Here is a 21,137-nt window from a genome sequence, read left to right as displayed (position 1 = left end):
GGCCGGAAAACCGAATCACCCCGGCCGCCGCGTCACCAGCAACATGCCGCTGCCGGCCACGGCCATGCCCGAACAGCGCCCAGGCGGCCAGGGCGGCAACCACCGGGATGAGATAGAACAGCCCGGCCACCCGGCTGACCTCGCCGCGCCGGATCAGCACATAGAGAATGCTGACCGCGCCGACCGAGACGACGATCGCCATCCACCCTACCGCCATGAGGAACTCACCGGTCCACGCGATGTGCCCGCTTTCGAACGCCGCCGCACCCAGACCACAGGCCAGCGCACAGCTGGCGCACTGCGCCGCACTGCCGGCAAACAGGGGCATGTCGGCACAACGCGCCTTCTGGTACAGGTTGCCGGCCGACATGCCGAACAACCCGATGAAGGAACAGGCGACCGGCCAGCCGAGGGACGGATCGAGTACCAGCCCGTGCCCGACGACCAGAAACACGCCGCCCAGCCCGAGCAGCAAGCCCAGCCACTGCCGTGCCCCCACCTGCTCGCCGAGCAGCGCTGGCGCCGCCACGGCGACCACAATCGGATGCAGGGCAACGATCAACGCTGACAAGGCCGGCGAGACGCCACCGGCAATGCTATAGAACACGCCGGCCGAGAAAACGCCCACGGTGAGCAGGCCGGCGGCGACGATATGCCCCCATTGCCACGGATCGCGCGGCACATCCCTGCCGATGGCAACGGCTATCGCCGCGAGGATGATGGCGGCAATCCCGAAGCGCAGCGCCAGAAAGACAAACGGTTCGGCATGGGGCAGCCCAAGACGGGCGCCGACAAAGCCGGCGCCGGACAGCGTAACGAAGGCCACCGCCAACCAGCGGTCATCGGCCGGCGCGCCGCGCATCGCCAGGGTCGCCATGCCTCAAAGACCCTGCCGCACCTGCTGGCGTGCCGCCTGGGTCAGTCCGCCATAACCCCAGTTACCGGCAGGTACTTCGTGAATGACGATATAGCTCGCTTCCGGCAATGGCCCGCAGGTTTCCTCGAGCACGCGATGCAGGGCGACGATCATCTCCGCCTTTTCGGCCGGCGTATTGGTGCCTTCGGTAATGAATAGTTGGACGTGCGACGGCGTTTGTACGGCCGGCACGACGTCGCCGGCGATGCACCAGGCGTCGGCCCCGGCCATCACCACCTGAACCGCTGTCACCTCCGCCCGCTTGTGCAGTATGGCGGCGATCAGGTCGGTTGCCCGGCGGGCCAGGCTTTGCTGTTGCGAAGGCCTGACGGCCTTGCCGAGGGTAATGCGAATGAAGGGCATGCGGTTCTCCTTGAGGTGAAATGAACTTGCGTCAAGGAGACTGTAGCGACTACCCTTACATTACAAAAATTGTTTAATAACGGTTCAAAACAACGAATAGAAATGATGCCACGCCGCCATCTCGATATCGAAGCCCTCCGCGCCTTTGCCTGCATCGTCGATAGCGCCGGCTTCTCGGCCGCCGCCGCCCAGCTCGGCCGCACGCAATCGGCCGTCAGCCTGCAGATCAAGCGGCTGGAACAGGTTCTCGGGCAAACCCTGCTGCAACGGGTGCAGGGGCGTGTCGAAGGCCCGACAGCCGAAGGCGCGGCGCTCCTCGCCTACGCCCGGCAAATCCTGCGTCTCAACGACGAAGCCTACGCCACCGTCGCCCAGGACGCCGAAATCGGCACGCTGCGCATCGGCCTGCCCGAGGAGCTGATGGAAAGCGTCTTCCCGGCCGTCATGCCGCATTTCCGCACGCTCTATCCGCGCCTGCGCCTGACCCTCCACGCCGACACCTCGCAGGCCCTGCAGCAGGCGCTCGCCGCCGGATCGCTCGACGTCGCGCTCTACAAGCACTGCGGCGACAGCGCTCCGGCCGACAGCGAAGTGCTGTGGCAGGAACCGCTGGCGTGGATGGCCGGCAGCGCCTACCGCGACAGCCTGAGCGCCCCCGACGAGGCCGGCCGGCCGCTGGCCCTGTTCGGCGAAAACTGCGTCTTCCGCCTCGCCATCAGCGCCGCCCTGGCCCGCGCCGGCCAAGCATGGTCACTCGCCTACACCGGCCACAGCGTCACCGGCCTCAGCCACGCGGTCCGCTGCGGCCTCGGCATCACCGCACTGCCGGAAAGCCTGCTCGGCCCGGAGATGGCCAAAATCACCCAGTTTGGCGGCCACTCCCTCCCCTCCTTGCCGCCCGCCCGCCTGCTGGCGGCCTACGCTCCCGGAATACCGGCAACGGCGGCACGGCGTTTTACCGAGATGATTGGGGAGGCGATGGGGAAACGAACCGGACAGTAACCGGGAATCTGGCTGCAATCGGCCAGATGCGCTCATCCCCGGCGCGGAAGATCGCACTAACTGAATGCCTTGTTCATCCTGCAAAAAGCCGACTTCTTGCTTGAATATCGATCGGATCGTGTAACTTATAATCCATACAAACTGAATATTTGAAACCAAGGTCGCGATGACGTTTCGTTCGGATATCAATGGTCTGCGGGCCTGGGCCGTGATGGCGGTCATCCTGTACCACTTTGGATTACCCGGATTTTCCGGTGGATTCATCGGCGTCGACGTGTTCTTCGTGATTTCCGGCTACTTGATGACGTCCATTGTCATCAAAGGCCTCGAAGTCGGCGGATTTTCCGTACTGTCGTTTTACGCGGCACGCGTGAGACGAATCGTGCCGGCGTTGCTGGTTTTATGCACGGTCATGCTTTTGATCGGCTATCTCGTTTTGGCGCCGCTGGATTACAAAACACTGGCGACCCATGTCATTTCCGCCCTGGGCTTCTTCTCCAACATCAAGTTCTGGAGCGAGGCGGGCTACTTCGATGTCGCCTCCCACGACAAATGGCTTCTGCACACGTGGTCATTGTCTGTCGAATGGCAGTTCTACCTGCTGCTTCCCATCGTCCTGGCCACTACATGGCGCTTGCGGCCCGGGCGTAGCGCGCAATTGTTGGTCGTCCTGTTTGGCGGGGCGCTATCGTTCGCTGCCTCGGTGCTGCTTACCGCCGAATCGTCGAGCAGCGCCTTCTATCTTCTGCCGGCACGCGCCTGGGAAATGCTGGCCGGCGGATTGGTGTTTTTGCTGGCCAGGCATCTGGCGCTGGGAGTCCGGGCGAAAGCGGTCTTGGAGTTCTCCGGGTTCGTGCTGATCGTTCTCTCCATCCTGCTCTTCGATGGCCTCACTCCGTGGCCGGGTTGGCGGGCAGCCATTCCGGTATTGGGGGCCATGATGATTCTGGGCGCCCACCGAGAGCGCTCAATCTGGACCACCTTCCCATCGGCGCAATGGCTTGGCGATCGTTCGTACTCGCTGTACCTATGGCACTGGCCGATGGTGGTAGCCCTGGCGTTCGTCGAACAGCGGCACAATCCATTGGCCATCGCGGCAGGGATCGCGGCCACCTTTCTGCTCGGCCACGCTTCCTGCCAATGGGTCGAGCTGCCCATAAGGCGCTATATGGGCCGCTTGTCTCCACGACGTTTCTGGGGCGTTGCCAGCGTCGCCGTTGCCGTTCCTGCCTCGCTGGCTGTCGCGGTTCGGCTGGCGCAAGGAATCGAAGGACGGCTTGGACCGGAAGTGGAAAGCGTCGCGGCCGCGTCATCCAACGTCAACCCAAGGCGGGATCAATGCCACACCATGAGCGGGCGCCAATCCCCATCGTGCGTCTGGGGCGGCGAAGAATGGCGGGTCCTCGCGCTGGGCGACAGTCACACGTCAGCGACCGTCACGGCGCTTTCCGCAGCCGGCGGGCAGCAGGCCGGTGTCGTGCAATGGTCGTATAGCGGTTGCACGTATGTGCTGGGCCTGAAAGCCATCCCGGAAGCGAAGGCACGGCAAAAGAATGACTATTCGTGCGAGGGCTTCATTCAGTGGGCAGCGGAACGCCTCGACGAACTACCGGCGGATATGCCCGTCGTCATTGTCAATCGTTATGCCGCGAATGTGTTTGGTGCCAATGAAGACGGCAAGCCAACTTCGCGGCCCGACGTCTATTTTTCGATACCTTATGAGCAGCGTGATGAGCGGATCTTCGCGGAATATGCCAACGCTATCGTACAAACGGCCTGCCATGCGGCAAAACGGCGCAAGGTTTATCTGGTTCGCCCGATTCCGGAAATGGGTTTTGATGTACCCAAGGTTCTGTCGCGGCGACTGGGATTCGGTTTTCGCGAGGATGTTTCCATTCCCCGGACAGAATATCTGGCTCGAAACCACTGGGTATGGAAAGCCCAGGATGAGGCGGGACGACTGTGCGGCGTGACCATTCTCGACCCGACCGAGCAGTTGTGCGATACCGAGCGCTGTTATGGCAGCCGCGACTTGCAGCCGATCTATAACGATGACGACCATCTCAGCGAGACTGGCAACAAGTTGCTGGTTCCGATGTTTAGCCGGGTCTTCGCTGAAAGCCCTATCCAGCCCCGTTCAGGCGGCCAATGAACCCAAGCTTCGAACGCTTCCGCCAAACCCGGCCATAACTTTTTCGGCCGCAACAAACGTATCCGGCCGCCATCGGTGCACTGCACGTATTCAACGCCCATTTCGCCAAAGCAACCAAGCTGTTGAATTCCGGCATACCGAAGTCATCGCTACAACTGGAAACGATTGCCTGGCGGTCGTTTGACGCGCACAATCACGTATGAATACGGCATTCGTTTGATAGCTCCGTATTCATATCGATTGCGAAAACCAGGGAGGGAAGATGAATTTCAAAAAATGCGTCACCGTCGCAGCGCCGCTGCTGATGGCACTGTTGCTGGGTGCCTGTGCGTCCGGTTTTACCAAGGTGTCACCGACGCCGCCGGATAACTACCAGAGCCTGGGCCAGACCAGCGGCCAGGCCTGCGGCAGCCAGGGCATTGTGGCAACCGCCTATTACGTCATTCCGATGGGCCTGAACAGCCGGGTCGAGAATGCCTATATCGACGCCCTCAACAAAGTGCCGGGCGCCAAGTCGCTCACCAATGTGACGATGAAAGAAGACTGGTTCTGGTGGCTGATCGGCACCGCCCGTTGTGTCACCATCAGCGGGGAGGCCGTCAAATGAACAAGCTGACGCTACGTATTGCCACCGCGACGATGGCTCTGGCCCTGCTGGCCGGTTGTGCCGGCAAGCCCGTCATGCTGGGCAGCCCGGTATCCGGCAAGGTACCGACCGGCGAATCCCGCACCATTACGGCCGAAGCCTGCGGTTTCCAACTATTGTTGTTCATCCCGATCGCCATCAATGGTCGCCTGGAATCCGCCTACAGCCAGCTTGAAGCCAAGGCCGGCGGCGATTTCATCACCGATGTCGAGGTGCAGGAACGCTGGTCCTACGGCTTCGTCGGTACGTCGTACTGCACCGAACTGCGAGCCAAGGCGATTCGCGCACGCTAACAGCAACAGCCTTCAGGGCAATAAGGGGCCGCCCCCTTATTGCCTTCCGCGCGACCTTCCAATAACCGGCGCGACCATCCCCACATCTGGCACGAAATCCCGTGCTCAAGCCAACAAGGCAGCACAAATTGCCGCGAAAATCAGGCAAGTTGCGCTTTTCCACACCTGAAGCGCCTTTCGCCAAGTTTTTCACACTCATGCAGCATGAACGCATGACATAATCAAACGCCAAGAACATACAAAAACAGTAGGGGGAGTTCTTGGCTGCACTGATTCCGGCAATCGGAACCTGCGTTTCGAACATGACGGGTGGCGAACGCCGCCTCGCCTACCGCCTCGAACAAAAGCTCGAAGACGACTGGCTGCGCTGTTTCTACAACGACGCCCAATCCATCTACGGCCGCGACAAACGCGGCAAGATCAGCTTCAAGAGCCTCGGCATCCAGGCCCAGGGCCGCACCACCATCCTCAAGATCAACTACCGCAACACGCAGGAAGTGCTCGAACTCGCCAGCGGCATCGCCTGCGACCTGCTCAAGCCCAGCGCCTCGGACGAAGACGGAATCCCCCTCGTCGCCCCCATCAGCGCCGGCCGCCACGGCCCCAAACCGCTGGTCATCAAGCTGCCGACGCTACAGGAAGAAGCCGACTACATCGCCCGACACCTCAAGGAAGCCCACAAGACCGGCACCCCGTGGAGCGACATGGCCGTCATTTACCGAGACTACGGCATCGGCAAACCGGTGCTGGCGACACTACGCAAAGCCGGCATCCCCGTCACCTATCAGGACGACATTACCTTCGCCGAAAAGGAAGACACCGTGAAGTTTCTGACGATGCATAGCTGCAAGGGGCTGGAGTTTCCGCTGGTGGCGATACCCGGAGTTGAGCGCAGCAACATGGATGAGGCGCGGAAGGATGAGGGGGCGCGGTTGTTGTATGTGGCGATGACGCGGGCAACAAGGGAATTGGTAATAGTCGAGCAGAACTAGCCCGCAACTTATTGGACCAAGAGTTGCATCAATAGAAAGCGACACTTATGGCTTTACATGAGTTACTGACCGATGAGTCTTTAGATTTTGCGCGAAGACACTTGACCGCATACTACGACTCCGATTTCTTCCCGAAACCATTTGAGTTCGAGTGCATTTGGCATCGCTGGGATGACTTTAAAGCGATGGACAAAACAAAACTTGCATCAAATGTTCCGCCTTTAGCAATTCCCTGGAAGAAACCACGCGGCGGATATCGAATAGTTCATCAAATGGACCCACTTGATGCTATTTGTTACACAGCTGTCGCTCGCAGTTTATCGATAAAAATAGAAGAACATCGAATTCCCGCTCGGGAAAATGTTGCTTGCTCATACCGCATATCTCCAGACGCAAAAGGATTCTTTGTCAAAGGCTCTGGGTTTTCTGATTACAGAATTAGATGTGAAGAACTGGCCAAGATTTACAAATATGTATTAGTTACAGATATTTCAGATTTCTACAACAGAATTTATCTTCATCGATTGGGTAACGCACTATCGATGGCTTCTACGGAAAATGCTGGAAAATCGGTGGAAAATTTCTTGCTTGGGATTAACTCGAAAGCATCGCAGGGAATCCCAGTTGGACCCGCAGCAAGCATTGTTATGAGTGAGGCTGCTCTTATTGATGTTGATCAGTTCATCATGAATTTAAATGTCGACCATGTTAGATATGTAGACGACATTCGAATATTTTCAAACACCACCCTCCACCTTGATAATATTTTACAAAACCTCACGCTATATCTTCATCAAAACCATCGTCTCGGGCTCGTCAGCGACAAAACAAAAATCATTGGCTCGGAAGAATTCATCCAATCTGAGCTAAACAATCAGTATCAGCTTGAAAAATTAGATATCCTGCATGAAATCGAAGTTATTAACCCGTACACCTTTCAAGTTGAAGATGTTATAGAAAGTGTCCGCACAGACATTGGTGAACGCTTAACGGATGCTATCCAAAGAATACTTAAATTTGAAAATTTAGACTTAGGCGTTGCTCGGGCAATTATTCGAAGAGCCAGGGCTCATAGAATTCCAGATATCGCCGAAATACTTATGGATAATTGCGATTTTTTTCGCCCAGTTATCAACGATGTCGCTTTATATCTCGACTCAATAATAGATACATGCGACCCAGAATCATTAACCAAAACAATTATACACTTAGAAAATCAACGTTTACTTGAAACACCAGGGACAAACGAATGGTTTTCATGGCTAATTAGCAAACACCCACACCTTGCAAAAGACCGAAATTTACGTCAGGTGTTACATTCAAATAAGCGGATAACCTATCTCGCGCGAGCCGCTGTTTGTACGCGGAACCTTGCGTGGGTAAGAGAACAAAAAGACTCGTTATTTAACTATGCTTCGTGGGATAGGAGGGCAATTCTATACTCGGCCCAAATTATGAGCTCCGACGAAAGAAATGCATGGTTAAAGCCGCTCAAGAACCATGCAACTATTTCTCAGCTTGAAAAATGGATGATCGAATGGGTTCTGGCCGATACGCCTGACACCCCACCGCTACCCGAACCCCAAAAGTTAGAACTCGACTTTGACGATGAATTTGAAATACCTTTTTAGAAAAGCAGATAGCCACTCCATACGCTCCTTTTAACCCCCTTCCCCAACCGATTTTCGGATTCGTTGTTCCGCAAGCAGCCCCGGACGGGAGGCTCTACTGGCCTACTACACAATCCAACGCCACCTCTACAACAGGTGTGATTGTTGCTTGCACCCCGACATGAAGCATCACGAAGGCCTTTGGCCTTCCAGACAGCAGGAGGCGATATGTCGATCAATCAAATCAACAGCAAGGGTTTCGATTTCTCGAAGCTCCAGGGTGGCAAGGCGGCACCGGCCGCTGGCTCGGCGGACGCGGTGGATTTCTCGTCCGCGCTGAAGTTGCAGATGGCCGGCATTCAGTCGCAAGCCCTCAATACGCTGGCTAGCTCCGCGTCAGGTTCCGGCAAAGCGGCAGGCGGGGCAAATTTTGCCGATATTCTCGGGGCCGGCAAAACCTCCGGCAATTCGGCGCTGGATGCCCTGTTGGGTAGTGCGGCCGGCGTCAGCGGCACGAATGGCATTTCAGCCACGGGGCGCAACATGGCGCTGTTCGACCCGGAGTCAGCCTACCGGATGATGACGAACATCAACGCCCGGGCCGTGGCCTACAAGGCAGAGTCGTCGGAAATGAGCGACATGAAGGCCTACGTGTCGACGCTGCAGCAGGAGGCCATCAAGCTGGGCGGCGTCGATACCTCTTCCGGCAGCGAGGAAATCCGCGCCCGCGTGCAGGCTTTTGCCGATGCCTACAACGCCTGGATGCAGCGTTTCGGCAGCGAACTGAAGGATGGCGGTCTGCTCGCCGGCACGCAGGCGGCCAGGGTGGCGCAGTGGGAACTGGAGCAGAGCGTTGCCAACCCGTTCCATGGCGCCAAGGACGGGCTGCGCGGCATGGCCGGACTGGGCCTGAGCATCGATCCGGTGACCAAGCTGGCAACCGTCGATAACGCCCGGCTGGATGCGGCGCTGGCGAGCGGCAAGTCGGCCGCCATCGGTGCGCTGCACGAATTCACCGCCCATTTCGCCAAGGCAGCCGAGCTGTTGAATTCGGCCGGCAATTTCATCAATAACCGCCTGGACAACCTGTCGCGCGTCATTGCGTACATCGACACCAACATGACCTCGCTGCAGGCCGAATTCGGCCTGGGCGACCCGGCGAAACCGACCGGGCAGCTGGCCAAGGCTTTGGCCAACTACAACGCGAAGCACGGCATTGCCTGAACCGGCGGTTTGAGTGTGAATGAAACAGCAGCCTGGCTTGAAAGAAGCCGAGGCTGCTGCTCAAACTAGCTGACAGAAGGATCGTTCCGTATCGGCCGGGTGTGTCAGGCGGTGGAAAAACGGCGGCGCAGGTACTGGATGATCTCGCCGGATTCGTACAGCCACTGCGTATTGCCGGCCGGATCGGTAATTTTGAGGCAGGGCACTTTTGCCTTGCCGCCGCCATTGATCAAATCATTGCGGTTGGCGCCCGGTTGTTGCGCATCCAGCTTTTGCACGTTGAGCGCCAGACGCCGCATCTCCTGGCGCACCTTGATGCAGAACGGGCAGGTCTTGTACTGGTAGAGAACGATGCCGGCGCACTGCCGATCGACCTCGGCCTGACTCGCTGCCGGCCGCGACATGGCCTTCGGCCGGGTGACGAATTCGCCGAACAGCATGAAGGGGCCCAGGATGATGCGAAGCGTTTTGAAGAAGGCTCTGACGACAATTTTCATGATTGATGACTGGGTTCCGTAAAAAGATGGGCTTAAGGCAGTGTACAGGCCATGGAGTTCCTGGCGGCTGACGATAAGCCGTATGGCGAGGCGAGCATCCGTTCCGACATCGATGCACTTGCCCGATAATGACCGCTTCGCTCAATCGGAAAAACCATGCTCGCCAACCTGACCGGCTTCCTGATCCAGTGGGGCATCACCGCGCTTTCGCTGTGGGTGGCCAGCCTCGTCTTCAACGGCATCCGCTTCTCGGACAAGTCGGCGCTGATCGTGTCGGCGCTGCTGCTGGGTTTCGCGAATGCCGTGCTGTGGCCCATCCTGGTCGTGCTGACGCTACCGCTGACGTTCCTGACGCTCGGTTTCTTCCTGCTGGTCATCAACGCGCTGATGCTGTTGCTGGTCGCCAAACTGGTGCGCGGATTCACGATTTCCGGCTTCTGGACGGCCTTCTTCGCCGGCCTGTTCATCTCCCTCTTCAGCCTGTTCCTGAATTCGCTGGCACCGGATACGGAAATGGAGGTCTATCGCCTACCGCCTTCCGGCCGGACGATTTCGATGTAGCGACCTGCATTCAGGCTTTCCCCTCCCCCGTCCTTCTGCGAGAATCGCCGCTTTCCGTCCTTTTGCCGATCATGATCCAAGGCCAGTTCCGCTCCTCCGTCCTGCAGGTTCCCGCCGAGATCACGCCGCTCAAGTTCCGCGGCTATCTGCGCAAGGAAATCCAGGCGGTACAAGCCAGTGCGGAAAGCCCGGAGGAGATCATCGTCGTTCGCCTGTTCGTGCTGGAAAGGGTGCTGTTCGGCCTGGGAGCGAAGAAGGTGGATTCGATCCTGCACGGAGTGGTCGAGAAATGCCCGAATATCCAGCGCATCGAACTGGAAGCGCTGGCCCGGCCGCTGACCGCCGAGGAGATGCAGGAAGCCGCCGAGGAAGCGCAGGCCATGGTGCAGGCGCTCGGCGAGCGGGTGATGGCCTCGGGCGGCAAGCTGGTGGCCGACGCCGACAGCAACTAAGCGGCAGCCCCGGCTGCCGGAAACGTCCGGCCTAGCGCAGGCGTCCGTTGAGGTCGTCGATCACTGCGGCCCAGTCGGCATCCCCGATGATTTCCTCCTTGAGAAAATTCCGCTGCGCGGCACTCCAGAAGGATGCCCGGTAGAGCGCAATGCCGTTGTCCAATGGACGATGGCTGGCAATGAAGGCGTCAATCGCCGCATCGCCGCTCGGCAGACCCAGTTGGGCGAACAGGTTGTTCAGGGTATGCAACGGTGCCTGCATGACATGCTCCTTGATTTCGATGACCCGGTATTTGGACGGGCCGGCCCGCCAAGCGTTCCCTCGCGTTGCATCCGCCAAGGCATGCGGCACGCGATACGGGGCTGGCGGAACTTGCACGAATCCTGTCCTCTCCGGCAGTAGCCACCCGGCGGCGCCTCGCCTACGATGCCTTTTTGCACAGAACAACGAGGAGACAGCATGCAGGCCTTTCAGGACTACTACCCGGAGAATCTCGCGCATTGCTACGGCTGCGGCCGCAACAACGAACACGGCCACCAGATCAAGACCTTCTGGGAGGGCGACGAAACGGTCACCCGCTTTCAGCCGCACCCGGAACATACGGCGATCCCCGGCTTCGTCTATGGCGGGCTGCTCGCCTCGCTGATCGACTGCCATGGCACCGGAACAGCCGCTGCCGCGATGTATCGTGCCGAGAATCGCGCCATGGACAGCCTGCCTGCCTTCCGCTTCGTGACCGGTTCGCTGCAGGTCAGCTACCTGAAGCCGACGCCGCTCGGTCCGGAACTGGTGCTGCGCGGCCAGGTCAAGGAAATCAAGGGCCGCAAGGTGGTGGTCGAGGTGACGGTTTACGCCGAGGGCGTGGCGACGGCACGCGGCGAAGTGGTGGCCCTGCAGATGCCGGATACCTTCGTGGCGAAATAATCACGATTGCCCCTGCTCGCCCGGGGGCGGGCCGGCGAGCGCCCAACGCCGGTCTCAGCCGGCAACGTTCCACTCGGCGAGAAACTGCGCCACGAATTCCTCCATGAAGCGATGGCGCTGCTCCGCCATGGCGCGGCCGGTCGGTGTGTTCATCCGGTCCTTGAGCAGGAAGAGTTTTTCGTAGAAGTGGTTGAGGCTGGCACCCTTGGAGGCCTTGTAGGCGGCTGCGCTCTGGTGCAGCACGGGCGGCTCGTCGGGATCGTGCAGGAGACGCCCGGCATGCCCGCCATAGGCAAAGCAGCGGGCGACGCCGATGGCGCCGATGGCATCGAGGCGGTCGGCATCCTGCACGCATTGCCCTTCCAGCGTGCGCATCGCGGTGACGACGCCGGCACCTTTGAAGGAAATGGTAGCGACGATGTCGACCACGGCGGCAATCGCCGCCTCGCTCGCGCCTTCGCTGCGCAGCAGCTTTTCGGCTTCGCGCGGGCCGACGCTGTCGTCGCCGCCGTGGAACTTCCAGTCGGCAATGTCGTGCACCAGCGCGCCGAGTTCGGCGATTTCGCTGTCCGCGCCTTCCTGCGCGGCGATCCGCCGGGTCAGCTGCCAGACGCGGTTGATGTGATGCCAGTCGTGGCCGGAGCTTTCGGCTAGGAATCGCGCCTTGATGTGTGCGGCAACGCGGTCAACCAAAGTGGGCATGGGGATTTTCTCGTGTTTTCGTGTGACGGAAGGGGCTGCAGTGTACCGCGCCGCGCCGCACCGCGTATCCTTGCTCCCTTCGCCCACCGAATCCGTCGATGACCGCCACCCTGACGCCCCGTGCCGAACGTTTCTTCCTGCTCACGCTGGCCGGAATCCAGTTCAGCCACGTGCTCGATTTCATGATCATGATGCCGCTCGGCCCGATCCTGATGCAGGCCTTCGGCATCGGCACCCACGAGTTCGGTCTGCTGGTCGCCTCCTACAGCTTCAGTGCGGCGGTATCCGGCATCCTGGCGGCGACCTTCATCGACCTCTTCGAGCGCAAGCGCGTCCTGCTGGCCTGCTTTGCGCTGTTCGGGCTGGCCACGCTGGCTTGCGGACTGGCCCCGGGCTTTGCCACGCTGCTCATTGCCCGCGGTCTGGCCGGCGTCTTCGGCGGCATCATGGGCGCGCTGATCCACACCATGATCGGCGACGCCATTCCCTTCTCCCGGCGCGCCCGGGCCAGCGGGGTGGTGTCCAGCGCCTTTTCGCTGTCCACGATTGCCGGCGTGCCGTTGTCGCTATGGCTGGCCAACCACCTCGGCTGGCGGGCGCCGTTTGCGCTGATCGCCGTGCTCAGCGTGCTGTTCATCGTCGTCGGCATGCGCTTCCTGCCCGAATTGCGCCACCACATGGACGAGGAAAAGCGCGGCCACCTGCTGTCGGCAACCTTCAATGTGCTGCGCGACGCCAACCATCTGCGCGCCCTGCTCTTCTCGGCGCTGATCATCTTTTCCGGCTTCACGATCATTCCTTACATCACCGTCTATGCGGTGAACAACGTCGGCATCGCGCAGGCTGACATTCCCATCGTCTATCTGGTCGGCGGTACTGCCACCTTCATCAGTGCGCGGCTGATCGGCCACTGGGCCGACCGCTACGGCAAGATCGAGGTCTATCGCCGGATCGCCCTGCTGGCGATGCTGCCGCTCCTGGCCGTGACCCACGCCGGAACCCTGCCACTGGGCATCTGGCTGATCTTCAGCACGACCTTTTTCGTGCTCGTCTCGGGACGCATGATCCCGGCCATGGCGATCATCGCCTCATCGGCCCAGCCCAAGCTGCGCGGCACCTTCATGTCGCTGAACGGCACCGTGCAGTCGCTGGCCATGGGCCTGGCGACGACGCTGGCCGGCTTCCTGACCGGCCTCGACGGCAGCGGGAAGATCGTCGGTTATCCGCTGGTCGGCTACGTGGCCGTCGCTGCGAACCTGCTGGCGATCTGGTTCGTGGCCCGCATCGTCATGCATGGACGAACGCCTCCGGCTGCTGCCGACCGCTAGCGTTTCGGGCAGCACGGGCGCTTCTCCCGCCTTGCTTTCCACAACCCCCTATGCCATTCTGGAAAACTGATTCCCCAAGGAGAAAGCCATGAAGGGCGACAAGAAAATCATCGACATCCTGAACGCATTGCTGGCCGGCGAACTGACTGCCGTGGACCAGTACCTCATCCATGGCGAAATGTATGCCGACATGGGTTTGCGGGAGCTGGCCGACAAGGCCATCCACGAATCCGACCATGAGCGCCAGCATGCCCGCGCCCTGATCCAGCGCATCCTCTTCCTCGAAGGCAAGCCGGACCTCTCCAAGCGGGAAGCCCTGAAGATCGGCAAGACCGTCCCCGACATGCTCAAATCGGACCTCGCCGTGGAATACAAGGTCGTCGGCGAACTGAAGAAAGCCATGGCCGCCTGCGAAAAAGCCCAGGATTACGTGACCCGCGACATGCTCGGCATACAGCTCGAGGATACCGAGATGGATCACGCCTACTACCTGGAAAAACAGCTCCGGCTGATCGATCTGGTCGGCCTCGAAAACTACCAGCAGAGCCAGATGGGCTCGGGCAACCCGGCTTGAGGAGCGTACGATGAAAGGCGACAAGAAAATCATCGACGTACTCAACAAGGTACTGAAGAACGAGCTGACATCGATCAACCAGTATTTCCTGCATGCCCGCATGTTCCGCAGCTGGGGGCTGGAAAAACTCAACGACTACCAATACAAGCAGTCGATCCGCGTCATGAAGGAAGCCGACGAACTGATCGAACGCATCCTTTTCCTCGAAGGCCTGCCCAACCTCCAGAACCTCGGCAAGCTGCTGATCGGCGAAAACGTCGTCGAATGCCTGCAAGGCGACCTCAAGTACGAGCGGGAGACGCAGCGCCCGTTGCTGATCGAGGCCATCGCGCTGTGCGAGGAACTGCAGGACTATGTCAGCCGGGAACTGCTCGAAGATTTGCTGGAACACTGCGAGGAGGCCATCGACTGGCTGGAAACCCAGCAGAGCCTGATCGAGAACGTGACCCTGCCGAACTACCTGCAGGCACACATGGAGCCGGGCGGCGACTGATTCGCCCCCTCGGCAACGACATCAGGGCCGCAACGACTGTTGCGGCTTTTTTTGTCCACGCAAAATGCAGCATCGCCATCGTTGCCAGTCCGAGCATTGACGAATGCGATACCCGGCGCCCGCAACGGGACGGTCAAAACACAATCACCAGCCATCGCCCTAAATAGTTATTGACATTCATTCTCATTCAAATAAACTGGGAACAGTTCTCATTACCGTAGCGAGCGGAGATCGTTCATGTACGTTTGTGTTTGCAAGGCTGTTACCGACAGGCAAATCCGCGAAGCCGCACAAGGCGGTGCCCGTACGCTGAAAGATTTGCGCCGCGAACTCGGCGTCACCCGCGACTGCGGCCGCTGCGCCTCCTGCGCCCACGATTGCCTGCGCGAAGTGCACGGCGGATCGGCCAAGCCGGGAAAGCTTGCCCGCCAGGCCGCCTGAAGCAACGGATAACCAAAAAAAGGAGCCAGAGGCTCCTTTTTTTTCGTCCGGAAAACCCTGCGAGCCCATCAAACCTCGCTGATCAGCGCCCAATGGTTATCCAGCGCCATCGGCTTCGGCCAGGCCAGGAAAGACGCCTTGGCGGTCGGATGCCAGCGCACCAGGCCCAAGCCCGTGGCCAGGAGAACCCCGCCCCCGGGTTGAGGGCCTTTCCATTCGGTCAATGCATAGGCTTCCTGCAGTTCGACAATGGGCACCATTTTGTCCGGCGCTCCCGGATGCCAGAGTTGGGCGAGACCTGCCTGGTTGCTCGATAGTGCGAACCCGCCGTTGTACGCGGCGGCGATGTCGCCCGCGTAGCCGGCCCCGTCGCCTGAACGTGCCGGAGCGATAAGGCTGTCGCCATCCAGCACGGCCAGAATCGGCGCGTTGGCGCGCTGTGCCGAATCCTCGTGCTCGGCCTGCATGGCTACCCCGAGGTACGCCTCGCCGGAGCGGGTATGGCTCCAGGCCAGATGCCGCATGCTGAGACGGGGATCATCCAGCTTCCAGCGGCGCAGCAGTTTGCCGCTGCTGCCGTCCAGGCGAACCAGCGACGAATCCATGCGATGCAGGTCGTATTTCTTGTCTCCCTGCGTGCGCGGTATGCCGCCATTGGCGACCATCAGGTTGCCGTCGCCGTCGAGCAGCAACTGGTGCGGTTCCAGGCCGTGGGTTTCCCATTCGGCAAGCTTGCCGAGGGTGACACGGTCGCGCACGCCGATCCGGCCGCGACCCGTCTTGAAATCGGTTTCGGTGGTGTAGAGCTGGTCGCCCTTCAAACTGGGGATGACATGGCCGTTCAGGCGCGCCGACGACGCTTCGTCCTCCAGATTGATCTGCCGGCTGACCACGCCCGCCGCATCGATACGCATCAGCCACGCGCCGGGGCGCACGCCGACCACCAGCAAACTGCCGTCCGCCTCCGGATACAGGCCATGCGGACGCGTCGGCAACGCCACCGCGTGACGGATTTCCAGTTTCTTCCGCACCCAGTCGGCGGCCAGGACGCCGGCGTAATACGTATCGCCCGGATTCGGCCCGCGCCAGGCGGCGGCAATCAGTGCCGACTGCGGATTTTCATCGGCCGAACAGGCCAGGCCGGCCTGGGCAAGCAAGCCGCCGGCCCCCAGCAGTTTGACGAAATGGCGTCTGCTCATGGTGATTGGCATCTGCATTCTCCTTAGCGATAACCGGCACGATCGAGCAGCTTCTGGGCCGCCACGATGTTCTTGGCCAGCGATCCGATCGGCAGGGCATCGGCCTTGAACTTGCCCATCGCCTCGAGCGCCGGATTGCCGGTCGCGACGTCGGCCACCACCGGCCATTCGTTGTTGCCATCGGCGAAGTAGCGCTGCGCCTCGTCGCTGGCCAGGTACTCGAGGAAGCGGACGGCGGCATCCGCATTCTTCGAGGTCTTTACCACGCCAGCGCCGGAGATATTGATGTGGGTGCCGTGATTGGCCTGATTGGGCCAGACGATGCCGACGCGCTCCATCATGCGCCGCTCGTCGACCTTGTCGGAACGGATCAGGCGAGCCAGATAGTAGGTATTCGACACCGCCACGCCGCACTCACCCAGGGCGACCGACTTGATCTGGTCGGTATCGCCGCCCTTCGGCGCCCGGGCAAAGTTGGCAACCACGCCCCTGGCCCACGCCTCGGTCGTGGCTTCGCCGTCATGCGCGATCAGCGAGGCGACCAGCGACAGGTTGTAGGGATGCGAACCGGAACGGCTGCACAGCTTGCCCTTCAGCTTCGGATCCGCCAGCGACTCGTAGGTGGCGACGTCCTCGGCCTTGACCGCATTGCGGTTGTAGATGATGACGCGGGCCCGGGTCGAGAAGGCAAACCAGGAATCGGTGCGCAGATGGGACGGAATGCGGCTCTCCAGCAGCTTCGACTTGACCGGCGCGAACAGGCCCAGCGCTTCGGCATTGGCCAGGCGCGCCGCATCGACGGTAATGAACACGTCGGCCGGACTGTTGGCGCCTTCGTTGCGAATGCGCTCCATCAGTTCGTCTTCCTTGCCATCGATCCGGTTGATCTTGATGCCGGTCTGCCTGGTGAAATTGTCGTAGAGCTTTTCATCCGTCTGGTAGTGGCGTGCGGAATACAGGTTGAGGACTTTTTCCTGGGCCTGCGCTGCGAAACTCGCCAGCGCGGCCAGCGCGATCAGGGTCAGTTGTTTTTTCATGAATGGGTACTCCGGCGCGATCAGAACTTGTATTCGGTGCTCAGGATGAAACGGCGGGCCTGGCCGGGCACGGTGAAGCCGCCGCTGTCATACAGTGCGTCGTAATAGAGTTTGTCGAAAACGTTCTGGACGTTGAACTTGATCGTGTACTTCGGCTGATCGTAGGAAACCATCGCGTCCCAACGCACGTAGGAATCGACCCAGTTCGGGTTGAAGGGAGCGGTACCGGTAGGCGCCGCGCCGTAACGGCGGCTCTTGTACTCCATGCCCCCGCCAACCTTGAAACCGTACGGCAAGCGATAGGTCGTCCACAGGTTGAAGGTCTTCTTCGGCGTGTTGCGCGGCGACTGGCCGATGAAGTTGACGTTGCCGCTCTGGTTGGGATTGGCAGCGTTGTACGGTGCGACATCGAGGATTTCGGCGTTGATGTAGGACAGGCCGCTGAACACTTCCCAGTTGTCGGTAACGCGGCCGGCAACCTCAAGCTCGAAACCGTCCGAGCGGCGTTTGCGGGTCAGGATGCTCGCCGTCGATTCGAGATCGGTGTTGCGCTCCCAATCCTTGTTGGCCCGATACAGCGCGGTGCGCAGCGACAGATTGCCGTCGGCCAGCAACCACTTGCCGCCAACTTCGAGGACCTTCGAGCGCTCCGCCGGGTACTGGCTGCCGGACAACTGGTAAAGATCGGCTGTCGGGCTGAACGAATCGCTCCAACCGGCATAGTAGTGTTGTGCTGCGGTCGGCTGCCAGGACAGGCCGGTACGGTAGCTGTTCTCGCCGAAGTTGCCGCTGAAGGCCGTCGTCGTGAAATAGTCGGACTTCATGATGTCGCGCCGGATGCCGAGCGTCAGCTTCCAGTCGGGTACGAACTCGAGGGTGTCCTGCACATAGGCACTATAGGTCTCGCCCTTGTAGGTCGCCGGCGCCGCCGTCGTGAATTCACCTGGCCTGTACAGCGGGTTGTTGGCCGTGCCGAGGTTGCGCAAGCCCCAGCGGATCGAGTCCTCGTACAGGTATTCGACACCGGTGATCAACTCGTTCTTCATGCCGAATACGGTGAAGGCGGTATTCAGGTCACTCTGCAGCACATAGTTGTCGGTATTGAACTGACGGGTCTTGGCTTGCTGCTGCGTGCTGTTGGCAGTCAGCGTGCCCTGCCCTGCCACCGCCCAATAGGAGCGCTTGTAGTTGGCAGCGCGCAGCACGGTGCGCCACTGTGTATCCGGTGAAATCTTGAACAGGTAGTTCAGCGTCGAGACGTTCGTTTCGCTGTCGTCGAAACTGGAGGCGACGCCGTAATAGTTGCCGGCCTTCGCCATCGCCTCGTTCGGGCGTTTGCCACTGAACGGGATGCCGTAGTCCGGCCTGTCCTGCGTCTTCAGCCACATATGGCTCAGGTTGACTTCGTGGTTGGTGCCCAGCCCGAAGGAAATGCTCGGCGCGAAGCCCATGCGATGAATTTCCGGCTCGACGCCGGTATACGGATTGGTACGCGCGCTGCCTTCGTCGCGGTTCATGACGTTGAGCCGGAAGGCCGTGGTATCGCCGACCCGCTGATTGAGGTCGGCCTTGACCTCCCGGAAACCATCGGTACCGACACCGACGCCGACCTTGTTGATGCCGTACAGCATCGGCGTCTTGCTGACCTGGTTGATCACCCCGCCCGCCTGGCCGCGACCGAAGAGCATGGCGGCCGCGCCGCGCAGCACATCGACCTGTTCCAGGTTGAACAACTCGCGGTTGTACTGGGCCGTATCGCGGATACCGTCGAGATACATGTCGCCGAAGGTATAAAAACCTCGCAGGTTCATGTTGTCGCCGGCACGTCCGCCCTCGGCGGCGTTGAAACTCAGCCCGGACACGTTGCGCAGCGCCTCGCGCAGCGAATTGGCTTCCTGTTCCTCGATCAGGGCGCGGGTCACGGTCGTGATGGCCTGCGGCACATCGTGCGGGTCCTGCACCACCTTGCCGACCCGGGTCTTGGTGGCGCGATAGCCATCCTGCTGCTCTTGCGTCGCGGTAACCGTCACCGCATTCAGGGTCTTGTCATCCTCGGCCCAGGCATTGCCGCCCATGGCAAGCAGTGCCGTAGTCACGGCTGCCGTCAGCGGCAGCCGGCGGCCAAGCAATACGGGCTTCCCCGACAAATTGGGGACGAGCGGAGCCTTGCGCCCCGGGTGGTGTTGAGTTTTCACGTGCAGGCCTTTTTTATAGTCAGTCAAAATTGGCTGGCTGGCATAAAGGCTGGCTTGCCGTACATTGGGTTCGTCTACGTATCAGCCACGAGAATATCCCCCTCGGACGGCAGAACACGATCAATAACGATAATGAGAATATATCTCATTAACAAAACCAAGGCAACCCGATGCATCGTCTGCCTTGGTCAAAACGAAAAAGGCGTTGTTTATTTGCCGAAGAAAAAGGGATCAGACTACGTCGACACCCGGATCGCCTTCATCCATCCCGCCGATTACCGACACATGCGAAAAGCCATGTTGCAGGAAGATTGAAAGCACTTCGGTCACGGTATCCGGCGCACAGGACACCAGCAAGCCACCCGAGGTCTGGGGATCGGTCAGCAGGGTCTGCGCCGGCGCCTCGAGATCGGCCGCCAGGCGTATCCGGTCGCCATAGCTCGCCCAGTTCCGCCCCGACGCCCCCGTCATCAGGCCGGCCTGGACGAATTCCCGCGCCCGCGGCAACAGGGGCAGGTCGGCATAATTGACCCTGGCCCGCAGACCGCTGCCCTTGCACACCTCGAGCAGGTGGCCGGCCAGGCCGAAACCGGTGACATCGGTCACCGCATGCACCCCGTCCAGACAGGCGAGAACCGGCCCCGGGGTGTTGAGTTGGGTGGTCGTCTCGACCATGGCCTCGTAATCGCTGGCGCGCAACCGATCCTTCTTGAGCGCCGCGCTGTAAACACCAACCCCGAGCTGCTTGCCCAGAATCAGCTTGTCGCCGGCCTTCGCGCCGGAGTTGCGCTTCAGGTGCGCCGGATTGACGAGGCCGATGGCAACCAGCCCGTAAATAGGCTCGACCGAATCGATGGTGTGTCCACCCGCGATGGGAATACCGGCCGCACGGCAGACATCTTCGCCACCCTGAAGAATCTTGCCGATGGTTTCCAGCGGCAGCACGTTGACCGGCATGCCGACCAGCGCCAGTGCAAACAGCGGCGTACCGCCCATGGCGTAGACGTCCGAGATGGCGTTGGTGGCGGCGATTCGCCCGAAATCGCGCGGATCGTCGACGATGGGCATGAAGAAATCGGTCGTCGCGACGATCGCCTGCTGCGCATTGATCTGATAGACCGCCGCATCGTCGCTGGTCTCCGTACCGACCAGCAGTTGGGGCGGCACGATGCCGGGCGTCATTTCGCCGAGGATCTTCTGTAAAACGGCGGGCGCAATCTTGCAACCGCAACCACCACCATGGGAAAGCTGGGTCAATCTGACGGATTCATCCGGCACGGCTGTTCTCTCGAGTCAAGCTGGTTATTTTTGGCAAAAACACCTATTCGGCATCAAAGCCGGCGTCTTCAATGGCATCCACCAGCGCGGCACGCGCCACGACCTGCGGATCGAACGCCACCCTGGCCTCGGCCAACTCCAGGGAGACGTCGGCCGACGCCACTCCGGGCAGCCCGGTCAGCACGCCGCCGATATTCCTGACGCAGCCCTGACAACTCATGCCACCGATCTTGATGATCGTATTTTCCATAGTCGGA

General features: G+C 60.4%; 24 protein-coding genes and 1 pseudogene. 15 read left to right on the top strand and 10 right to left on the bottom strand.

All coding sequences use genetic code 11. The features are described 5' to 3' along the window. The first annotated feature begins 43 nt into the window (after positions 1 to 43). Positions 44 to 568, top strand: a complete 525-nt coding sequence (locus F1002_RS21375) for a hypothetical protein (RefSeq protein WP_191090314.1) — start codon at positions 44 to 46, stop codon at positions 566 to 568. Here F1002_RS21375 and F1002_RS21475 read toward each other — a convergent pair. Together F1002_RS21475 and F1002_RS03780 are read right to left on the bottom strand one after the other, a co-directional pair. Next, positions 500 to 862: pseudogene (locus F1002_RS21475) on the bottom strand (EamA family transporter); the annotation flags it as partial. The gene F1002_RS21375 and the pseudogene F1002_RS21475 overlap by 69 nt on opposite strands. Before the next feature lie 18 nt (positions 863 to 880). Continuing rightward, positions 881 to 1,279, bottom strand: a complete 399-nt coding sequence (locus F1002_RS03780; RefSeq protein WP_150427677.1) for a tautomerase family protein — start codon at positions 1,277 to 1,279, stop codon at positions 881 to 883. 102 nt (positions 1,280 to 1,381) lie between these two features. Here F1002_RS03780 and F1002_RS03775 point away from each other — a divergent pair, with 102 nt between their 5' ends. From F1002_RS03775 to fliD, 7 genes are all read left to right on the top strand, one after another. Beyond that, positions 1,382 to 2,281: a LysR substrate-binding domain-containing protein gene (locus F1002_RS03775; RefSeq protein WP_150427676.1), complete on the top strand. Its 900-nt coding sequence runs from the start codon at positions 1,382 to 1,384 to the stop codon at positions 2,279 to 2,281. Between the two features lie 166 nt (positions 2,282 to 2,447). Continuing rightward, the gene (locus F1002_RS03770; protein ID WP_150427675.1) at positions 2,448 to 4,433 is read left to right on the top strand and encodes an acyltransferase family protein; all 1,986 of its coding nucleotides are present in this window, start codon (positions 2,448 to 2,450) and stop codon (positions 4,431 to 4,433) included. A 262-nt stretch (positions 4,434 to 4,695) separates the two neighbouring features. Then, complete coding sequence (locus F1002_RS03765; protein ID WP_223879442.1) at positions 4,696 to 5,040, top strand: hypothetical protein; 345 nt, start codon at positions 4,696 to 4,698, stop codon at positions 5,038 to 5,040. Continuing rightward, positions 5,037 to 5,372 (top strand): hypothetical protein, encoded by a 336-nt coding sequence (locus F1002_RS03760; protein WP_150427674.1) that lies wholly within the window; start codon positions 5,037 to 5,039, stop codon positions 5,370 to 5,372. Before F1002_RS03765 ends, F1002_RS03760 begins: the two co-directional genes overlap by 4 nt. A 260-nt stretch (positions 5,373 to 5,632) precedes the next feature. Continuing rightward, positions 5,633 to 6,364 (top strand): 3'-5' exonuclease, encoded by a 732-nt coding sequence (locus F1002_RS03755; RefSeq protein WP_223879441.1) that lies wholly within the window; start codon positions 5,633 to 5,635, stop codon positions 6,362 to 6,364. A gap of 47 nt (positions 6,365 to 6,411) precedes the next feature. Continuing rightward, positions 6,412 to 7,995, top strand: coding sequence for an RNA-directed DNA polymerase (locus F1002_RS03750; protein WP_150427673.1), 1,584 nt, complete (start codon positions 6,412 to 6,414; stop codon positions 7,993 to 7,995). A gap of 207 nt (positions 7,996 to 8,202) precedes the next feature. Beyond that, on the top strand, positions 8,203 to 9,198 hold the full coding sequence (fliD, locus tag F1002_RS03745) for a flagellar filament capping protein FliD (protein ID WP_150427672.1): 996 nt from the start codon (positions 8,203 to 8,205) through the stop codon (positions 9,196 to 9,198). 104 nt (positions 9,199 to 9,302) lie between these two features. Here the strand turns inward: fliD and F1002_RS03740 are convergent, their stop codons facing one another. Further along, positions 9,303 to 9,695 carry a glutathione S-transferase N-terminal domain-containing protein gene (locus F1002_RS03740; RefSeq protein WP_150427671.1) on the bottom strand — a complete coding sequence of 131 codons (393 nt, stop codon included), beginning with the start codon at positions 9,693 to 9,695 and terminating at the stop codon, positions 9,303 to 9,305. 156 nt (positions 9,696 to 9,851) lie between these two features. On the opposite strand from F1002_RS03740, the gene F1002_RS03735 reads away from it, so the two are divergent. Beyond that, positions 9,852 to 10,256 carry a phage holin family protein gene (locus F1002_RS03735; protein WP_150427670.1) on the top strand — a complete coding sequence of 135 codons (405 nt, stop codon included), beginning with the start codon at positions 9,852 to 9,854 and terminating at the stop codon, positions 10,254 to 10,256. A 71-nt stretch (positions 10,257 to 10,327) separates the two neighbouring features. Then, a complete protein-coding gene (locus tag F1002_RS03730) occupies positions 10,328 to 10,708 on the top strand; it encodes a hypothetical protein (RefSeq protein ID WP_150427669.1) in 381 nt (126 codons plus the stop codon). A 31-nt stretch (positions 10,709 to 10,739) separates the two neighbouring features. Here the strand turns inward: F1002_RS03730 and F1002_RS03725 are convergent, their stop codons facing one another. Beyond that, entirely contained in the window at positions 10,740 to 10,970 is a 231-nt protein-coding gene (locus F1002_RS03725; RefSeq protein ID WP_150427944.1) for a DUF2789 domain-containing protein, read from the bottom strand. 198 nt (positions 10,971 to 11,168) lie between these two features. On the opposite strand from F1002_RS03725, the gene F1002_RS03720 reads away from it, so the two are divergent. Continuing rightward, the gene (locus F1002_RS03720) at positions 11,169 to 11,633 is read left to right on the top strand and encodes a PaaI family thioesterase (protein ID WP_150427668.1); all 465 of its coding nucleotides are present in this window, start codon (positions 11,169 to 11,171) and stop codon (positions 11,631 to 11,633) included. 54 nt (positions 11,634 to 11,687) lie between these two features. Here the strand turns inward: F1002_RS03720 and F1002_RS03715 are convergent, their stop codons facing one another. Next, positions 11,688 to 12,335: an HD domain-containing protein gene (locus tag F1002_RS03715; RefSeq protein WP_150427667.1), complete on the bottom strand. Its 648-nt coding sequence runs from the start codon at positions 12,333 to 12,335 to the stop codon at positions 11,688 to 11,690. Positions 12,336 to 12,433: 98 nt separating this feature from the next. On the opposite strand from F1002_RS03715, the gene F1002_RS03710 reads away from it, so the two are divergent. From F1002_RS03710 to F1002_RS03695, 4 genes are all read left to right on the top strand, one after another. Continuing rightward, positions 12,434 to 13,663 carry an MFS transporter gene (locus F1002_RS03710; protein WP_150427666.1) on the top strand — a complete coding sequence of 410 codons (1,230 nt, stop codon included), beginning with the start codon at positions 12,434 to 12,436 and terminating at the stop codon, positions 13,661 to 13,663. A gap of 88 nt (positions 13,664 to 13,751) precedes the next feature. Then, on the top strand, positions 13,752 to 14,237 hold the full coding sequence (gene bfr / locus F1002_RS03705) for a bacterioferritin (RefSeq protein WP_150427665.1): 486 nt from the start codon (positions 13,752 to 13,754) through the stop codon (positions 14,235 to 14,237). A gap of 10 nt (positions 14,238 to 14,247) precedes the next feature. Next, the gene (bfr, locus tag F1002_RS03700) at positions 14,248 to 14,730 is read left to right on the top strand and encodes a bacterioferritin (RefSeq protein WP_150427664.1); all 483 of its coding nucleotides are present in this window, start codon (positions 14,248 to 14,250) and stop codon (positions 14,728 to 14,730) included. Between the two features lie 237 nt (positions 14,731 to 14,967). Then, positions 14,968 to 15,171, top strand: a complete 204-nt coding sequence (locus tag F1002_RS03695; RefSeq protein WP_150427663.1) for a (2Fe-2S)-binding protein — start codon at positions 14,968 to 14,970, stop codon at positions 15,169 to 15,171. Between the two features lie 68 nt (positions 15,172 to 15,239). Here F1002_RS03695 and F1002_RS03690 read toward each other — a convergent pair whose 3' ends face one another. The 5 genes from F1002_RS03690 to F1002_RS03670 form a co-directional block, all read right to left on the bottom strand. Beyond that, positions 15,240 to 16,382, bottom strand: a complete 1,143-nt coding sequence (locus tag F1002_RS03690) for a DUF1513 domain-containing protein (protein ID WP_223879440.1) — start codon at positions 16,380 to 16,382, stop codon at positions 15,240 to 15,242. Between the two features lie 11 nt (positions 16,383 to 16,393). Then, positions 16,394 to 17,407, bottom strand: coding sequence for a Fe(3+) ABC transporter substrate-binding protein (locus F1002_RS03685; RefSeq protein ID WP_150427661.1), 1,014 nt, complete (start codon positions 17,405 to 17,407; stop codon positions 16,394 to 16,396). Between the two features lie 20 nt (positions 17,408 to 17,427). After that, positions 17,428 to 19,602 (bottom strand): TonB-dependent siderophore receptor, encoded by a 2,175-nt coding sequence (locus F1002_RS03680; protein ID WP_223879439.1) that lies wholly within the window; start codon positions 19,600 to 19,602, stop codon positions 17,428 to 17,430. Positions 19,603 to 19,833: 231 nt separating this feature from the next. Then, on the bottom strand, positions 19,834 to 20,880 hold the full coding sequence (selD, locus tag F1002_RS03675) for a selenide, water dikinase SelD (RefSeq protein ID WP_150427660.1): 1,047 nt from the start codon (positions 20,878 to 20,880) through the stop codon (positions 19,834 to 19,836). Between the two features lie 43 nt (positions 20,881 to 20,923). Beyond that, the gene (locus F1002_RS03670) at positions 20,924 to 21,130 is read right to left on the bottom strand and encodes a heavy-metal-associated domain-containing protein (RefSeq protein WP_150427659.1); all 207 of its coding nucleotides are present in this window, start codon (positions 21,128 to 21,130) and stop codon (positions 20,924 to 20,926) included. Positions 21,131 to 21,137: the final 7 nt, after the last annotated feature.

The sequence above is a fragment of the Dechloromonas sp. CZR5 genome, from assembly GCF_008711155.1.
Lineage (GTDB): Bacteria > Pseudomonadota > Gammaproteobacteria > Burkholderiales > Rhodocyclaceae > Azonexus.
This window is presented reverse-complemented; position numbering and strand designations above follow the sequence as displayed.

Excerpts from the sequence above, each read along its gene's own strand:
- F1002_RS21375 (WP_191090314.1), top strand. The coding sequence starts at position 44 with ATGCCGCTGCCGGCCACGGCCATGCCCGAACAGCGCCCAGGCGGCCAG.
- F1002_RS03780 (WP_150427677.1), bottom strand. The coding sequence starts at position 1,279 with ATGCCCTTCATTCGCATTACCCTCGGCAAGGCCGTCAGGCCTTCGCAA.
- F1002_RS03775 (WP_150427676.1), top strand. The coding sequence starts at position 1,382 with ATGATGCCACGCCGCCATCTCGATATCGAAGCCCTCCGCGCCTTTGCC.
- F1002_RS03770 (WP_150427675.1), top strand. The coding sequence starts at position 2,448 with ATGACGTTTCGTTCGGATATCAATGGTCTGCGGGCCTGGGCCGTGATG.
- F1002_RS03765 (WP_223879442.1), top strand. The coding sequence starts at position 4,696 with ATGAATTTCAAAAAATGCGTCACCGTCGCAGCGCCGCTGCTGATGGCA.
- F1002_RS03760 (WP_150427674.1), top strand. The coding sequence starts at position 5,037 with ATGAACAAGCTGACGCTACGTATTGCCACCGCGACGATGGCTCTGGCC.
- F1002_RS03750 (WP_150427673.1), top strand. The coding sequence starts at position 6,412 with ATGGCTTTACATGAGTTACTGACCGATGAGTCTTTAGATTTTGCGCGA.
- fliD (WP_150427672.1), top strand. The coding sequence starts at position 8,203 with ATGTCGATCAATCAAATCAACAGCAAGGGTTTCGATTTCTCGAAGCTC.
- F1002_RS03740 (WP_150427671.1), bottom strand. The coding sequence starts at position 9,695 with ATGAAAATTGTCGTCAGAGCCTTCTTCAAAACGCTTCGCATCATCCTG.
- F1002_RS03735 (WP_150427670.1), top strand. The coding sequence starts at position 9,852 with ATGCTCGCCAACCTGACCGGCTTCCTGATCCAGTGGGGCATCACCGCG.
- F1002_RS03730 (WP_150427669.1), top strand. The coding sequence starts at position 10,328 with ATGATCCAAGGCCAGTTCCGCTCCTCCGTCCTGCAGGTTCCCGCCGAG.
- F1002_RS03725 (WP_150427944.1), bottom strand. The coding sequence starts at position 10,970 with ATGCAGGCACCGTTGCATACCCTGAACAACCTGTTCGCCCAACTGGGT.
- F1002_RS03720 (WP_150427668.1), top strand. The coding sequence starts at position 11,169 with ATGCAGGCCTTTCAGGACTACTACCCGGAGAATCTCGCGCATTGCTAC.
- F1002_RS03715 (WP_150427667.1), bottom strand. The coding sequence starts at position 12,335 with ATGCCCACTTTGGTTGACCGCGTTGCCGCACACATCAAGGCGCGATTC.
- F1002_RS03710 (WP_150427666.1), top strand. The coding sequence starts at position 12,434 with ATGACCGCCACCCTGACGCCCCGTGCCGAACGTTTCTTCCTGCTCACG.
- bfr (WP_150427665.1), top strand. The coding sequence starts at position 13,752 with ATGAAGGGCGACAAGAAAATCATCGACATCCTGAACGCATTGCTGGCC.
- bfr (WP_150427664.1), top strand. The coding sequence starts at position 14,248 with ATGAAAGGCGACAAGAAAATCATCGACGTACTCAACAAGGTACTGAAG.
- F1002_RS03695 (WP_150427663.1), top strand. The coding sequence starts at position 14,968 with ATGTACGTTTGTGTTTGCAAGGCTGTTACCGACAGGCAAATCCGCGAA.
- F1002_RS03690 (WP_223879440.1), bottom strand. The coding sequence starts at position 16,382 with ATGCCAATCACCATGAGCAGACGCCATTTCGTCAAACTGCTGGGGGCC.
- F1002_RS03685 (WP_150427661.1), bottom strand. The coding sequence starts at position 17,407 with ATGAAAAAACAACTGACCCTGATCGCGCTGGCCGCGCTGGCGAGTTTC.
- F1002_RS03670 (WP_150427659.1), bottom strand. The coding sequence starts at position 21,130 with ATGGAAAATACGATCATCAAGATCGGTGGCATGAGTTGTCAGGGCTGC.